The organism is Streptomyces sp. NPDC043854 (genome assembly GCF_056436005.1).
Genome location: NZ_JBWKDK010000016.1, coordinates 35,149 through 49,301 on the forward strand (window position 1 = coordinate 35,149; position 14,153 = coordinate 49,301).

At 70.2% G+C, this 14,153-nt stretch carries 12 protein-coding genes and 5 pseudogenes; 6 read left to right on the forward strand and 11 right to left on the reverse strand.

What is annotated here, in order from left to right:
- Window positions 1-42: 42 nt before the first annotated feature.
- From AC068A_RS16540 to AC068A_RS16555, 4 genes and pseudogenes are all read right to left on the reverse strand, one after another.
- Window positions 43-243, reverse strand: a pseudogene (locus tag AC068A_RS16540) (transposase); the annotation flags it as partial.
- A pseudogene (locus AC068A_RS16545) lies at window positions 155-601 on the reverse strand (transposase); the annotation flags it as partial. The pseudogenes AC068A_RS16545 and AC068A_RS16540, both read right to left, overlap by 89 nt.
- Complete coding sequence (locus AC068A_RS16550) at window positions 487-1,023, reverse strand: helix-turn-helix domain-containing protein (RefSeq protein ID WP_478585454.1); 537 nt, start codon at window positions 1,021-1,023, stop codon at window positions 487-489. The pseudogene AC068A_RS16545 and the gene AC068A_RS16550, both read right to left, overlap by 115 nt.
- Before the next feature lie 60 nt (window positions 1,024-1,083).
- Window positions 1,084-2,304: a Kelch repeat-containing protein gene (locus AC068A_RS16555; RefSeq protein WP_478585456.1), complete on the reverse strand. Its 1,221-nt coding sequence runs from the start codon at window positions 2,302-2,304 to the stop codon at window positions 1,084-1,086.
- Window positions 2,305-3,311: 1,007 nt separating this feature from the next.
- On the opposite strand from AC068A_RS16555, the gene AC068A_RS16560 reads away from it, so the two are divergent.
- Window positions 3,312-4,034 (forward strand): SCO4651 family lipoprotein, encoded by a 723-nt coding sequence (locus AC068A_RS16560; protein ID WP_478585458.1) that lies wholly within the window; start codon window positions 3,312-3,314, stop codon window positions 4,032-4,034.
- A gap of 17 nt (window positions 4,035-4,051) precedes the next feature.
- On the opposite strand, the pseudogene AC068A_RS16565 reads toward AC068A_RS16560, so the two are convergent.
- Together AC068A_RS16565 and fdxA are read right to left on the reverse strand one after the other, a co-directional pair.
- Window positions 4,052-4,943 (reverse strand): annotated as a pseudogene (locus AC068A_RS16565) (IS5 family transposase).
- A gap of 135 nt (window positions 4,944-5,078) precedes the next feature.
- Window positions 5,079-5,402, reverse strand: coding sequence for a ferredoxin (gene fdxA / locus AC068A_RS16570; protein ID WP_478585460.1), 324 nt, complete (start codon window positions 5,400-5,402; stop codon window positions 5,079-5,081).
- Window positions 5,403-5,497: 95 nt separating this feature from the next.
- On the opposite strand from fdxA, the gene soxR reads away from it, so the two are divergent.
- Window positions 5,498-5,962, forward strand: coding sequence for a redox-sensitive transcriptional activator SoxR (gene soxR / locus AC068A_RS16575; protein ID WP_478585462.1), 465 nt, complete (start codon window positions 5,498-5,500; stop codon window positions 5,960-5,962).
- Between the two features lie 135 nt (window positions 5,963-6,097).
- Here soxR and AC068A_RS16580 read toward each other — a convergent pair whose 3' ends face one another.
- A complete protein-coding gene (locus tag AC068A_RS16580) occupies window positions 6,098-6,280 on the reverse strand; it encodes a hypothetical protein (RefSeq protein ID WP_478585464.1) in 183 nt (60 codons plus the stop codon).
- Window positions 6,281-6,688: 408 nt separating this feature from the next.
- Between AC068A_RS16580 and AC068A_RS16585 the strand changes: the two genes are divergently transcribed.
- Together AC068A_RS16585 and AC068A_RS16590 are read left to right on the forward strand one after the other, a co-directional pair.
- Window positions 6,689-7,669: a hypothetical protein gene (locus AC068A_RS16585; protein WP_478585466.1), complete on the forward strand. Its 981-nt coding sequence runs from the start codon at window positions 6,689-6,691 to the stop codon at window positions 7,667-7,669.
- 854 nt (window positions 7,670-8,523) lie between these two features.
- Window positions 8,524-8,758 (forward strand): annotated as a pseudogene (locus tag AC068A_RS16590) (transposase); the annotation flags it as partial.
- Between the two features lie 376 nt (window positions 8,759-9,134).
- Here AC068A_RS16590 and AC068A_RS16595 read toward each other — a convergent pair.
- The gene (locus AC068A_RS16595; protein WP_478585467.1) at window positions 9,135-9,587 is read right to left on the reverse strand and encodes a DUF6069 family protein; all 453 of its coding nucleotides are present in this window, start codon (window positions 9,585-9,587) and stop codon (window positions 9,135-9,137) included.
- A gap of 390 nt (window positions 9,588-9,977) precedes the next feature.
- Window positions 9,978-10,670, reverse strand: a pseudogene (locus AC068A_RS16600) (DUF2268 domain-containing putative Zn-dependent protease); the annotation flags it as partial.
- 125 nt (window positions 10,671-10,795) lie between these two features.
- Between AC068A_RS16600 and AC068A_RS16605 the strand changes: the two are divergent.
- Both AC068A_RS16605 and AC068A_RS16610 read left to right on the forward strand, forming a co-directional pair.
- Window positions 10,796-11,329 carry a DUF7822 domain-containing protein gene (locus AC068A_RS16605; protein ID WP_478585469.1) on the forward strand — a complete coding sequence of 178 codons (534 nt, stop codon included), beginning with the start codon at window positions 10,796-10,798 and terminating at the stop codon, window positions 11,327-11,329.
- Window positions 11,330-11,773: 444 nt separating this feature from the next.
- Entirely contained in the window at window positions 11,774-12,061 is a 288-nt protein-coding gene (locus AC068A_RS16610) for a hypothetical protein (RefSeq protein ID WP_478585471.1), read from the forward strand.
- A 305-nt stretch (window positions 12,062-12,366) separates the two neighbouring features.
- Here the strand turns inward: AC068A_RS16610 and AC068A_RS16615 are convergent, their stop codons facing one another.
- Complete coding sequence (locus tag AC068A_RS16615) at window positions 12,367-13,041, reverse strand: ISAs1 family transposase (protein WP_478585473.1); 675 nt, start codon at window positions 13,039-13,041, stop codon at window positions 12,367-12,369.
- Window positions 13,042-13,148: 107 nt separating this feature from the next.
- The gene (locus tag AC068A_RS16620; protein ID WP_478585474.1) at window positions 13,149-14,006 is read right to left on the reverse strand and encodes an ASCH domain-containing protein; all 858 of its coding nucleotides are present in this window, start codon (window positions 14,004-14,006) and stop codon (window positions 13,149-13,151) included.
- Between the last annotated feature and the right edge of the window lie 147 nt (window positions 14,007-14,153).

Genomic DNA, 14,153 nt, shown 5'->3' on the forward strand with positions numbered 1-14,153 from the left:
TTCGGCGGTGGTGTGGACGCGTTCGGGGTAGTCCTCGTACTTCGCCGAGCGCCACACCCGCTCGATGTCGTTCAGCTCGGGACTGCGGGGAGGCAGGTAGAAGAGTTCGACGCCGATGGCGGCCAGTTCCTCCCCGCGCCCCTTGAAGATCCCGGGCGACGTGCGCGGAAGCGTTGTCCAGTACGACGGTGCACGGCCGCACCCGTGTGAAGCCCGCGGGCGGCTCCTCCAGCGCGGCGGCACCGCCGGGCAGGCCGGCCGGTTTCGTGCACGCGAACTCCAGCAGCATGACCGCGTCGATCTTCCCGCAGGTCTTCTCCCACAGCAGGTCGGCATGCCGTCCCACGGCCAGGGCGCCGAGCACGTTCACGCGCCGGCCCTTCTTGTCCTCGCGCGGCACGACGGCCCGCTGCCCTGCCCGTGACCAGGTGTATCCCGTGGGCATGGTCGGAGCGAACCCGCTCTCGTCGAGGAAGTACAGGTCCCTCACGCCCGTACTCGCGCCCAGCCGTAAAGCCGTAAATCCTCCAGCCGGGCCCGGGCGGCCTGCTGGAGGACGGGGTCGGCCTTGTGCCGCAGCGTGTCCCTGGTCGGTTTCCACCGGAACCCGTCCCGGTGCAGCAACTCGGTCAGCCAGGCCGCCGAGACCCGCACCCCCCGCTCGGCGGCCAGCCAGTCGCACAACGCGGCGGCAGTCCACGTCCGGCCCTGCCGGGCGGACTCGTCCAGCAGGGCAGCCAGCGCCTCGCGGTCCTCACGTGTGACCGAGGCCGGACGACCCGGCCGAGGGGCGTCCGCCAGCACGTCGAACCCCCCGGCCGTGAACCGGCGGACCGCACCCCGCACGGTGACATCGTTGCATTCGAGCAGGTCAGCGACCTCAGGCACGGTCAGACCCCGCCCCATCAGCCGTATGCACTCCAGACGCAGCCTGGCACCCGGCGCCAGATCACGTGCCCGCAGCCGCTCACGCACCTCGCGTTCCTGATCAGATGTCAACTCCACACGAAGGATCTTCGGCATGAGGCAGCCTCTCCCTGCCCCGTCTCATACCCGAACCACAGCCCACATCACCGAGACCGCTTAGTGAGAAGACCCCGGCGGATCGAGTGCTTCGAACGTGCTGAGAGATGTGTTGGAGGCGTTGACACCGCCAACGGCGTAGACGCAGGAGCCCGTGAATCCGGGCGGACATGCGGTCGCCGCTGCTGCCAGAGCCGACCGGGGTGTAGGCATAGAGGGCAGTGTCGTCCAGGCATTGGTCACAGGATTGAACGACTCGGCTGCGCCCACGGCGCCCGTGCCGGTCATTGGGGAGCCACCCACGCCGTAGACGCAGCTGCCGGTCTGCCCCGGCGGACAGGGGGCGGTCACCGCCGCGAGATTGGCCCGTGGCATGGGTAGCGAGGTCACTGGGCTCCACGCGTTGGTGGCCGGGTTGTACGACTCCACCGTGGCCACAGTGGTGCCAGCGGTGGCACCGCCCACGGCGTAGACACAGGTACCCGTCTGCCCCTGTGGGCAGCGAGCGGTCGCCGCCGCTGCCGCCCGGCGAGGGGCGGGCAGCGAGGTCACCGGGCTCCACGCGTTGGTGGCCGGGTTGTACGACTCCACCGTGGCCACAGTGGTGCCAGCGGCGTTGATGCCGCCCACGGCGTAGACACAGGTACCCGTCTGCCCCTGTGGGCAGGGCGCTGATGCTGCCGTCACGTCCCATCTGGGTGTGTTCAGCGAGGTCACAGTTGACCAGGCATTGGTGGCTGGGTTGTACGACTCCACTGTGCCCACGGCGCCGCTGAAGACTGTTGCGGAGCCGCCCACGGCGTAGATGCACGTACCGGCCTGCCCCGCCGGACAGGGCGCGGTCGCAGTCCCCAGCCCCCATCTTGGTGTGGTCATCGGGCGCAGTGTTGACCAGGCGTTGGTGATCCGGTTGTACGACTCAACGGCGCCTACAAGGCCGTCGGCGTTGACACCGCCCACGGAGTAGACGCACGTACCGGTCTGGCCGGGCGGGCAGGGCGCGGTCGCTGCCCCGAGCTCGCTCCGGATGGTGGGCGCGGAAGGAAGCGCTGTCCACACTGTTCCATCGGTAGCCGCTGCGGGTAGCACCCCCACCAGAGGCACGACGGCGGTCAGGAGCACCGCCAGTGCGAGGCGGCCCCGGCCCCATCGGCTGCTGTTACGTTCGGGCGATCTACTCTTTCGCAGCAACACCTGTCTCCTTCGTCCACTGGATACGCTCTGGACCGGTGCCCGCAATTCACACCAGTGGCGTGCCCGGCTCGGCTCTCTGGCCCGCATCGTGCCCGCTGGCCAGGCACCTCGCGCCTCCGCAGTACCAACAAGCCGTCATCTGCCGGACGGATTCCGTCGAACGGCTCCACCGCATCGACGGTTGAGAGGGCCTTAAGGGTTGTCGAACGGGTCGCGGGGCCTTGACCTCCGGGGCTGACCTGCAGGTATGTCTCCGGCGGGCGAAGTGGCCGTGGAGGGAGCGATGGAGGGGCCCGTGGAGGGGGCCGTGGAGGGGGCCTGCGGGACCTGGTCCACGGCGCCGGCGGCCGCCGGGCTGGGCGCGATGCGAGGGGCTTGAACAGGGTGGGGCGTGTGGTTGGCGGGCACGGTGTCCTCGGTTTCCCCCGGCCTGCGGGCCGGGTCGGCAGTCGTCCGGCCCGTGCAAGGCCGACGCCACACCGCCCGACCGTCCGATCAGCCGAGGCGCCAACCCGAGGACCTTGGGCGTCTCGTCGCGGAGACCGGCACAGTCAGGTCCCGCTCGCCCGTCGACGGCACCGACGGACCGTGCGGCTGCAAGCACCATGGTGGCAAACTGGCGCATCCCGACCAAGTGTCAGTTCTCCGCTCGCCGTGGGCGCCCACGGCCCCGAGGTCGCGGCGCTGTACACGTACGCAGCTGCGCCGGCCGCGCTGCGGGGTGCCGGACCTGTTGCCCGGCACTACGGCGGCGTCCCGGGCCGTGCCCACGATCCGCGCCTGGCCCCCGCACGGACCTGACCTACGGGTTCATGCGCCGAATCTCCGACCGCGTGGACATCCTCGTCGGCTTCGCCACACGACGACCTCCGGCGGCGACGGAAGGCGCGAACTCTCCGCGGTGGACATCGAAGCCGTCCAGAAGCTCTACGGGCCGGCCCGCTGGCCGCGCGACGCGACGGGCGGCCGCTGAGCGCCACCCTTCGGGGCGCCGGGCGCTCTATTTGGTCCGATCATGACAGTGAGTGGTGGCATGATCAGCAAGTGGTCAACCGTTTGACGGCAGGGGTGGGGTTGTGAAGGCAGGGCGGGCTGTGCGTGGTCTCGCGGCGCTGGTGCTCGCGGGGGCGGGGGTGGCGGGGTGTTCCGCGGAGTCGGACGCCGCCGGGACCCTTGGGAAGACGGCCGACGCCGTGGCGAAGGCAGGGGCGGCCGAGGTCAGCGTACGGGTGACGTCGCCGCACACCGGCGGCCGACCGGTGGAGATCAAGGGCGCCTACTCGTGGGCCAACGGGTACGCCATGGAGGCTCGGAAGCCGGCCGGTTCGGCGCTGGAGGAAGCCGGCAAGGGGGGCACCGCCGCCGTGCGCCTGGTCCAGGACTCGTACTTCTACGAGACCGAGGACGACCCCGAGGGCAAGCGGTGGTTGAAGGTCAAGGCCGCGGAGGTGAGGGAGGCGTCCGACGCGGAGGCCCTCGGCGGGCCGGAGAACGCCGTCTCCGCGATCACGGCCCTCACGGCGGCGAAGGACGTCGCCAGGGTCGGCGAACAAGATGTGAACGGCAGGTCGGCCACCCGCTACAAGGCGACCATCCCGCTGGGGAAACTGCACCAGGACGCCGAGAGGCCCTGGCACGGCGTGGTCCCGAACGGTGTCGACATGGTGGCCGAGGTCTGGGTGGACGGCAAGGGCGTGCCCGTGCGGCTGTCCCAGACAGCGGGCGCCACCACCGTGGTGACGGACTTCCTGTCCTTCGGCGTCCCCGTCGTCGTCTCCGCGCCTCCGGCCGGAGAGACCGCCCAGAGCGGGGCCTAGGAATTGTCGTCAAAGTGTCAGGCCCACATCAGGAGCGATGCGAGGGTGACGGCTGCTTGGCAGGACTGGGCGGTCTTGTCGTACCTGGTGGCGATCCCTCGCCACTGCTTCAAGCGGTTGAAGCACCGTTCCACGACGTTGCGGCGCTTGTAGACGTCGCGGTCGAAGGACGGCGGGCGGCCGCCTCGGCTGCCCTTCAGCGCCCGGTTGCGCACCTGGTCTTTCCGCTCCGGGATGCTGTGGGCGATGCCGCGGCGCCGCAGCCAGGTGCGGATTGCCTTCGAGCTGTAGCCCTTGTCGCCGATGACGTGATCGGGCCTGGCCCGGGGTCGTCCCGGCCCGATCCGGGGCACCCGTATCGCGTCCATCACGGCGGTGAACAGGGTGCAGTCGTCGGCGTTCCCGCCAGTCAGGACAAAGGCGAGCGGGCGGCCGGCCCCGTCGCAGGCGAGGTGGATCTAATAACTCAGCGGTGAGCCTGAGCACGGAAGCGCAAGGGCCCGCTGTGTGAGGTGGAAGCCTTGCTGGTCAGCCCGCCGCGGGACCGGCCGAGGGCCGGGCTCCGGAGCCCCTTCTTCGGGCCCCGGCCGCATGCTGGTGGGCCCGGACGATGGCGGAGTCCACCGACACCGGCCACTCGATGTCGCCCTCGGCATCCGCTTGCGCCTGGGCCGCTCGGAGCATCCGGTCGAACGTGCCCTCCGCCACCCACCGGCGGAAGCGGGTGTGGAGCGTCGTCCACGACCCGTACCGCTCGGACACATCCCGCCAGGCGACCCCGGTTCGGAACCTCCACACGATACCGTTCAGGACCGTCCGGCCGTCCAGCCGTGGCCGGCCCAAAGGAGGCCGGGGCAGCAGCGGCCGCATGAGGTCCCACTCGGCATCAGACAGTTCATGGCGACGTATCACCACCCCTTGATCCACAACCCGAGATCACTTTGACGACAGTCTCCAGGCCCTCTCTTTCGGACCTTGTCGGGCGCCCAACGACGCGCGCTGATCCGGCAAGGTCCGGAAGAGAGGGCCCAGCGCCCCGGTGGGTCAGACGGTGTCCTGAACCGGCAGCGCCGCCACCATCGGATGGTCCTTCGCGATCAGGCCGAGCTTCGCGCTGCCGCCGGGGGAGCCGAGGTCGGTGAAGAACTCGGCGTTCGCCGTGTTGAACGGCCGCCACGGCTCCGGGGTGTCGTCCTCGAAGTAGATCGCCTCGACCGGGCAGACCGGCTCGCAGGCGCCGCAGTCGATGCACTCGTCGGGGTGGACGTAGAGCATACGCTCACCCTCGTAGATGCAGTCGACGGGGCACTCGTCCAGGCATGCCTTGTCTTTGACGTCCACACAGGGCAGGGCGATCACAAACGTCATCGGGCTGCCGTCCTCTCCGGGTCGGTGCTGCTTGCCGCTCTGGCGCAGCCGACCGTAGGGCCTCAAGTAGACTTGAGGTCAAAAGGAGACGGTGCATGACGACCCATCAGCCAGGCGGCGCCAGGGCCACCCCCGACGACTGGCTGGGAATCGGCGAGGTCAGCGCGCGGACCGGGGCGGCGGTGTCCGCTCTGAGGTTCTACGAGGAACTCGGCCTGATCGCATCCGAACGCGACGAGCGCAACCAGCGCCGCTACCCCCGGCACATGCTGCGCCGGGTCGCCCTGATCTCGGTGGCGAAACGGATCGGCATCCCGCTGCAGGACCTCCGGGAGGCGTTCGCCGACGTACCGCTCGACCGGCCGCCGAGCCACCACGAGTGGCAGCGCGCCTCGCGCGGCTGGAAGCGCCGCCTGGAGGAGCGCCGGCAGACCATCGAACGGCTCGAGGCCGAACTCACGGGGTGCATCGGCTGCGGCTGCCTCTCGATGAAGGCCTGCGCCCTGCTGAACCCTGGCGACGCACTCGCCGAGGACGGTGCCGGACCCCGACGCCTGTAAGGGGTTCCGGGTCCAGGCCCTCCCTTCCGGATCTTGCCGGATCGGCGCGCAACTCCCCCAACCCCTGAGGGCCAGAGGACGATCTCCTGAGCACGGCCGGGTCGTCGAGCAGGTGTCCTGCGCCGGGAGCGCCGGTCAGCGCGCGCAGCGCTCTTCCGGCGGATCGTGCTCGGGCCGCAGACCGAGCATGTCCAGCAGCGCTCTCAGGTCCGCGGCCCCGGTGGCGCGGGAAGCCACAGCGCGGCGCGCGGTGTCCCGGTCCACCGTTCCCGCCACGGCCAGCAGTGCCGACTCGCAGCCGGCGAAGGGGTCCTCCATCCCACCGATGCCACCACATGGCGACCGCACCCGCAGCCGCGGCTGCTCCATCCCCCCTTGCGCACGCGTTGCGGCGCCGGGAGACGGCCGCCAGCACCATACCCGCGCACCGTCGACCACATGGCCGACACTGCGGTCACAACCAGGGCGTTCAGATGCCCAAGTGATGGGCCTTTTCGTCGCGCGGAGCGGAGCATCGGCCGGTCCCTTTGATGAAGGGACCACGCCAGGGACTGGCGCCCGCGACAGCGTGGATCGACCACGGCGGGTGACCGTACAACAGCGGCGCAGCAGGGACGTGGCGCTGGCCTTCCGTGCCGGTCAGTGTGGCGGTGGTGAGGCGTTCAGTCGCCGACTGGCTGCCTCGGCGTCCTTGCGGGCCTGCTGCGCTGCCTGCTCTGCCTCCCGGTGCCGCCTGGCGGCGGCCCGCTCCTCCTTGTCGGCGGCTGCCGAGCGTGTGCGGAGGTCGGCGACCGGTGGCCCGAAGCGGGCCCGTACGGCCGGGTCTTCGTCTCCTTCGCCGTCCGCGCCGTGCCGAAGGCCCTGGTGGAGCAGCTGGTGCCGGGCGGGCGCGCCTTGATGACGCTCGGGACGTCGTCGCCGTCGTGGCCGGGCCTGGCCGTGATCGACAAACGGCCGGACGGGACCGTGGAGGCGGACCTGCGCGCGGTCGAGTTCGGGCACCGCGCCGGTGCCGGCTTCGACCGGCTGTTCCTGTCCGCCGCGTTCCGCGCGACGATCACCACGGCCGAAGGGCGGACGCAGCGCAGCCGACTGGCACCGCCGGCGGACACGGCGCGCGGCATGTGGCTGGCCCTGGACACTCTGTACCCGGGGTTGGTGCGCCACTTCGGCGCCGAGGACCTGCCGATCGGCGCGCCCGAGTGCGGGTCGTGGATGCGCGTGAGACCCGTCGGCTACCGCCGGTGGGACGTGACGACCTGCGGCCCCCGGGACATCTGGGCGGAGGTCCAGGATGTCGCCGCCCGCTGGCGGGCGGCCGGTGAACCGGCCGCCTACCAGCTCCACCTCGACGCCGATGACGTCCAGCGGGCTACCAGCCCGAACGGCGCCCTGACCTGGCAACTTCCCCACGCCCTCTGGAGATTCACGATGACCCGCCCCGACCAGCCAGCCTCTGCGGCAGCTTCGGACGATGCCCTGTTCGGGTCCGCGGCCGCCGACTACGCCCGCTACCGTCCCGGCCTGCCGGACGCGGCCGTCCGCCTCCTGGCCGCCACCCAGCACGGCGTGCCCGCCGGAACCAGTGTCGGCACGCTGCCGATACCAGGCACCCCGCAGTGTGGACCTCGAGGAGGAACCGACCCGCAGCCTGCACTGACAGCCCGGCGCGCTGCCACGGCGCCCGAGCCGGTGGCCGCAGAGTAGGCGCTGAGAACCGCACGGCACAGGCAAGAATGGTGGGGAAAGGGGGCAACGAAGGTGGAATACCTGATAGTCGTGGGGGTCGGCCTCGCCTGGGGGCTCTTCCAGGTCTGGCGCGGCGGCGCATTCGGCGGCCGGGCATCGCAGAGGCCGCGGCGTTCCGAGTCGCGGCATAACGATGGTGTCAGCTTCTCCTGGGGAGACGGAGCGTCCTGCGGGGGTGGCGGAGGCGACTGACACCAGGACCATTGTCACCCGAAGACCGCACACGCCCTGCCGTTTGCGGAGCTGCACGGTGGGAGGGGACGCGGCCTTTTCCGCCACCGTCGCCCTGATCGTCGTGGGCCTTGCGCTCAGCGCCTGCACGGCTAGCCTGGCCGCCGAGCGGCGGCCCGCAGCTCCGGCGAGCAGACGCGCCGCGACGAGGCAGTCCTCGACGCCCTCGAGCCCCTTGCCGGACTGCGCTGATGAGTGACGAACCACTCCTCCGCCCGGCGGATCCGGACCGGATCCGGGAAGTGATCGCCGCAGCCGTCCTCGACGCCCCCGAAGGGCTGGCCGACTCGCTCGAACACGACCCCCACGGGTACCTGCACCTGCTCGACGCCTCCCGCGTTGGCGCCGAGGAGGCGAGCCGGCTGCTACGCGAGGCCGTCCAGGGCGCCAGGGCCGTCGGCCACAGCTGGGACATCGTGGGCCGCGTCCTGGGAGTGAGCCGCCAGGCCGTCCAGCAACGTTTCGCGGGCGAGGCCGCGGGCGCGGGCCCGTCAGCACCGCCCGCCTCTGGACCGAACGCCCCGAAGCGCCGCACCCTCAGCGGTTGGACCGCGTTCAACGAGATGGCCGCACTGGAGGAGGCCATCCGCCGCATCGTCTGTGCCACCAACGTGGTCGAGTCCGTGAACGCCAGGATCCGCCGAGCAGTCAATGCCCGCGGAGACTTTCCCCGAACGGGATCGCCGCTCTGAAGTGCGCATATATGGCGACCATGTCCCTGGACCCCACGGGTAAGGGACAGGCCTGCTGGACCATGCGCTGGAGAGCGCCCTGAACGCCTTCGACATCACCTTCGGCTGTCGGCTCTCAGCAGCCGGTCAGACCCCAACCACCCGTGCTCCATCGTTCGATTGGCAGACCCGCCCCCGGCCGCTGGCCGGGGGGCTTCGTGCTTCCTGAGAGTCTTCCGTGCCCACGTACGAGGCCACGCCCCGCTTCACTGCTGATGTCACCGCCTCGGCTCCGAGCGGCGCCGCCACCGATCGACGGAGTGCCGGCGCCGTTGAGGACGCGGCCGCCGCTCTGGAGGTGCTCGACAGGGCGCTGTCCGATCGGCCCCGAGGCCGCTGAGCTCCTGGAGGTCATCCTGGCCGCTGTCGCCGCGTTCCGTGAACGTGTCGTCGACCACACACCCGCCGCAGCCGCGCCGTTCGGCAAGACGACCGCGCGGGAGATCCGGCAGTGCTGACACTCAGTGGTGGCGGCGGTGGAGCTGCAGGGTGGCGACGACCGCCACGCCGAGGGTGATGTGCATGAGGGACAGGGCTGCGACGGTGCCGCCGTCGGCGCCGGACGACAGCGGGCCGGCGACCGACAGCAGTGCCAGCCCACCGCCCACGTACTGCGCGATCCGCAGGAAGACCGGCTTCCACAGGGCCAGCAAGAGGGCAGCGCCCGTCCCGACGACCAGCGGGACGACGGAGGAGCCGATGACACCCCCGACCGTGATCGGGTGCTCTTCGCCGCCGTCGACGACGACGAGCGAGGCACCGGCCAGCTTGGCGACGGCGAGAACGATCAGATTGACCACGGCCGCGCCGACCGCGCCGGCGACGAGCACCTTCCACCAGCTGAGGCCGGAACGGTGGACTGAGGGTGCGGCGGGCACGGCGGGGCCGGAGTTCGGAACGACACTGCTCGACATGAGACTTCCTCCAACGTGTGAAGTGCTGCGCTGCCCTGCGGCCAGCGGCACACGAAGAAGCCTCCAACCTGAACCTCACTTGAGGTCAAGCCTTGCCCCGATCCTCGCAGCCCGGTCGTCGTCGCTGTGGAGGGGCTCTCGGCGGGACGGCACGCCCCGCCCTCCTCCGCCCCGCAGCCGTACCCACGCGCACGCCCGCCCCACCGGCGGACGGTCCGGCCGTGCCGCAGCCACCACATGCGCGCCCACAGCGCCCTTTCACCATCATGAGCATGCCGAGAGTAGCCAGTGCGTCGGCCCGCGCGAGCAGCTTCCCGCCCTGCGCCGGCACCGTGGCCGACCGGGCGGCCAGCGACAGCGTCACCTGGCAAAGCATCGCGAAGCCGAAGGCCAGCCGGTGCATCCCGGCCACGTCTATGCCCGCCGTGACCTTCTCGTACGCCTTGTTCCAGCTCGGCACCCGCGAGGGCCGTCGCCCAGGGCTCCATGGCCTCCCCGCCCGCCGGTTCCCGGACGAACGCCTCCGCCAGCCCCTCGGCCACCACCTGCTGGCCGACGGTCACCGCCACCGGGTCCCGGACCACGTTGGCGTACCACACGTTGTGGTGGAGCTCGTGCGCGGCGGCGTGGCCCCAATCGTCTCCGGGCTGGTCTGGGTGGGCCACATCATGAAGTGGATGGCGCCCGGGATGCCACCCGTGCCGAGGTAGCCGGCGCTGCGGACCGTGAGGTGCTCGTCGTCGGGGTCGCCGAGCACCAGGACGACGTGCACGTCCGGTGCGGTCGCGGCACCAGGTGCGGCGGCACCGAGGCGCTCTCGCGCCGCGCCGAGGGAGTCCTCGACGCGGGTCCAGACGCCCGCGTCCCGCATGCGGTGGACGGCCTCCGCCAGGCGGGGGTCGTCGTGGTCGAGTGGGAAGCCGCTCCCGGTCCGGTGCAGCTGCACGAGGTCGGGGACGCCCGACGCGGACATCACGTCCTGGAGTGGGGCGAGCAGTCGGCAAGGGCGGCGGGGCGGTCCGCCGCCGGGCGCTCCAGCAGGTCGAGCACGGCGGACGCCGTGTCATGAACGATGATCTTCATGGCTGCGACCGTAGGACCCTCTGCCTCTTGAGGTGCAAACGATGCAGCCGGACAGCCCGTCGGCATCTCCCGCGGCAGAGCCGACGGTCCGGGCGGTGTCGGTCCCCACTGCTAGGGTCGCCGCCATGGCGAACCGTTCATATCTCTACTCCGCAGACTCGATGCCGACCGAGGAAGAGAATCCCAAGGCGATCCGGTGCATATCCGAACACAATTGGGATGTCCCGCTTGCCCACAAGCTCATGGCCGGGTACGAGACGACCATCGTCCCCTCCATGATCTGGAGCCCGAGGATCGGCATCGCCGCGGACTATTCCAGTGGTGCGGCCCTGTTGCGCGACCTCCTGCGCGCGGTCGGTCACGGGCTGGGCGGCGACGCCGAGTTCGCCGAGTGTGTGGCGAAGACCACGTCCCACTTGGAAAAGCAGCGGGCGCGGTACTTCCTCCTGGAGACCGGCGAGATGGTTTCCCTCACGAGTGACGATCCGGTGGCGGGGGTTCAGCGCCTGGTCTCCGACGACATTCCCGCCGCCGTCGCCCAGGCCAAGGCGGCGATCGCCGGCGAGAACGACGACTGGCTCGCCTCGATCCGCACCGACTGGCAGGCACACTTCGCGTCCTTCTACAGCGACGCCCTCTACTTCTCCTTCCCCGGTTAGCCGGTCGTTTCGACGCGGCGTCGGTGCGGTCGCCGGGGTGAGCCCCCGCGAACGGCGGCGAACCGTGTTGCCGGCGAGCAGGGCTTGTGCGCACACCCGCTCCAGCAGAACTGAGCTGAAGTGTGGAAACAGCACCGTTACGAGGTCATCACCGCGCACCGCGGCCCCAACTGACGGGACGCCATCGGGGCAGAACGCCGCCGATCGTCCTCACGAAACGTGTGCCAGAACCCGTGACTCACCACCGAAGCAAACCCAGGCACCGACGCCACGCTACGCTGTGCCAGTTGGAGCCGGTCATGCAGTTGACCAGCGAATACGGTACAGAAACCGGTCCTTGCAGGGGGCCGACCAGGGAGGGCCGCGCGGCCGCAGACTGGTCGCGGCTCTTCCGGGCTCGGTGACCAATCGGATGGAACATCAGGGGGAGCCTTGTTCAGACCCATGCCAACGCTTGCCGCGACCGCACTCGTCGTCGGCGGTGTCTTCTTCAGCGCCGTGCCTGCCGCTGCCGTGACCGTGCAGCCCGGCGCCAGCCCGGTGGTCCGCGCCAGCGGCGGCGAGGCGGATCCCCAGTACTTGCTGGACCAGTACCACTACTGGAGCCGCATGGCCGCCAAGTACGCGAAGGAGGGCAAGACCACGGAGGCCCGCAAGGCACGGGCCCGGGCGCAGGAGGCCAAGAAGCGCTTCGACCGCCTGACTGCTTGCGAGCGAGACCTCCGCTGCTAGTACTGCAACGGTACTGGCCATGACGGCTCGGGCCGCCGCCGGCGCGCCGAGCCGCTTTGATGTCGCGGTTCCGGCCGGGGTTGCAGCGTACCCCGGCCGGACAGCATGCGGATGATCCCGGCACGGCCGCCCCTACCCCGCCTTCGCCGACACCGATCAGCCCGGTTGCGCTTCCTCCTCCCCCAGAGCTGTCTCCGGCCAACCATGAAGGGGCTGGCGGCACGTTCGCCCCAGACCGCCCCGACCAGGGCGCACGGTTCACCCAGGGCTGATTCAAAGTCGCGGTGATCTTGTTGGGGTGCTGGTCAGCTGATGCCCAGGAGCTTGAGCGGTCGGGTGAATGGTTCGTAGGACGCCTCGCGGAGTCCAGCGGCGAGGTTGCGGTGCCGTGCGTCCCGGAGTGCGTTGATCGCGAGGTTGCGAAGGGTGGTCAGGTTGGCCGGTCCGTGGCCGGTACGGATCCTCGAGGCGTCCTCGGCAAAGGTGGTGTCGCGGACGTGGTGGAGCCGGTTCTCGATCGTCCACTGTGACCGGGCCAGTTGGGCGATCCGTTGCGGGGAGGCTTCGGTCGAGGTCAGGTCTGTGATCGCGTAGACGGTCCCGCGGGTGCACGTCCCGCTCGCGGTGTCCACGCGGTAGCGCAGGGTCCGGGCGGCCTGGACGACATAGGGGAAGTCCAGGCCTGTGCCGGTGACAGTCAGCACCCGGGTGGCTCTCGTCTCCCGACGACCATGTCCGACCTCGCGGTCGTAGCGGCGGGCAGTCACCTCCTTCCACGGCAGTGAGCGCAAGGCGGCGAACAGGTCGGGCTGATTGGCCTTGACCAGGAAGAGGAAATGCGCCTGCTTCTGCTCGACGAGGAAGCGGACATGAGCGGTCCGGGTGTGCAGAGCATCGGCGGTCACCACGACATCGCGCAGGTCGAACGGCGCAAGCAGGGCGGCGAAGCAGGTGATCTCCACGGACGCCGATGCCGTCAATATTCGTGGTCCAGCACCGAGGTAAGCCGAAGGGCAGCGGGGTGATCTTGGTTTCCTGAGTGCTCGTCGTCACCTCGCGGCCCAGCCGTCGTTGGCGCATCCACGGTTTAAGCGGCGCCCTTCTTGTCGTTGGTCTGGAAGGTGATGACGTCGACTTCGTCGGTTCCCGCCAGATCTGGGTAGTGGCCCTTGAGGGCTTCCCTGAGTTCGGCTGCGGTCGTCAGCCCCTCAGCTTGGGCGTCCCGGTCGGTGAGGTCACTGACCAGGCAGTGCCTGATGCCGGTCACCTCTGCCAACAGGACGACTTCAGGGTCGCTCTCAAACACCAGCCGTGCCGGGCCGAGCTGCGCCGGGTCCCGGAAGCGGGTGGTCTTGGTCTTGGCGCCGGAGCGGACGACTTCGAGGTAGCGGGGGTTGAACCGAATGATCGGGGGACCGGCCGTCTCGGGGTCTTGGTAGAGCAATGCGTCGAGACCGTTCATGCCCGCCTCCGGGGTCCATCGCTGAGCCAGCGGCATCAGGTCGGCGGCGAGCACGGACCTGAGCCCCGCGGGCGTGGGCACGATGACGCGCATGGTGGGGAAGTAGTCCACGAAGACCTGCCGATCGCGCCCGCACGGGCCGATGACCCCGCGCCCGTGGTTTCCCACGGCGACGATGCAGCGCATCTGGCGGGCGCCCTGGGCCCGCGCAGCTCCCAGAGCCACGAGTTCGGCGCAGGGCCCGCCGGTGAAGTGGTAGAGGTTCACGCCAGCGAACATCCGGTAGTCGGCGGCCATGACCGCGGCGCCCACCGTGTGGATCCCATCTTCGTCGGGCCCGGCGTCGGTATGCGCGTCTATGGTGCGGCGTGCCAGCTCCACGAGCTCACGCTCATCATCATCGAGAGCTCGTGCAGATGACGGGACGTACACCTTCTTGACCTTGCCTTCCTTCAGCAGTCGCCCAAGAGCATTCCACGCCACGCAGGCGGGATCCACAGGGTTTTCGGCTTGCCTTGGCTGGACCTTCAGAGGAGAGCATCGTCAGAGGCCGTCCGCTGGAAGGCGAAGCGCGCTGTCGTAGGGGCCGGGCGGGATGTGGAGGGTGGCGGTGTCGTAGTCGCCGAAGCG

What these genes read in the sequence shown, in the direction of transcription:
- soxR (WP_478585462.1), top strand. Translation starts at nt 5,498, where the DNA reads ATGACGACCCATCAGCCAGGCGGCGCCAGGGCCACCCCCGACGACTGG.
- AC068A_RS16610 (WP_478585471.1), top strand. Translation starts at nt 11,774, where the DNA reads ATGCCAACGCTTGCCGCGACCGCACTCGTCGTCGGCGGTGTCTTCTTC.
- AC068A_RS16605 (WP_478585469.1), top strand. Translation starts at nt 10,796, where the DNA reads ATGGCGAACCGTTCATATCTCTACTCCGCAGACTCGATGCCGACCGAG.
- AC068A_RS16555 (WP_478585456.1), bottom strand. Translation starts at nt 2,304, where the DNA reads ATGCGGGCCAGAGAGCCGAGCCGGGCACGCCACTGGTGTGAATTGCGG.
- fdxA (WP_478585460.1), bottom strand. Translation starts at nt 5,402, where the DNA reads ATGACGTTTGTGATCGCCCTGCCCTGTGTGGACGTCAAAGACAAGGCA.
- AC068A_RS16595 (WP_478585467.1), bottom strand. Translation starts at nt 9,587, where the DNA reads ATGTCGAGCAGTGTCGTTCCGAACTCCGGCCCCGCCGTGCCCGCCGCA.
- AC068A_RS16550 (WP_478585454.1), bottom strand. Translation starts at nt 1,023, where the DNA reads ATGCCGAAGATCCTTCGTGTGGAGTTGACATCTGATCAGGAACGCGAG.
- AC068A_RS16580 (WP_478585464.1), bottom strand. Translation starts at nt 6,280, where the DNA reads ATGGAGGACCCCTTCGCCGGCTGCGAGTCGGCACTGCTGGCCGTGGCG.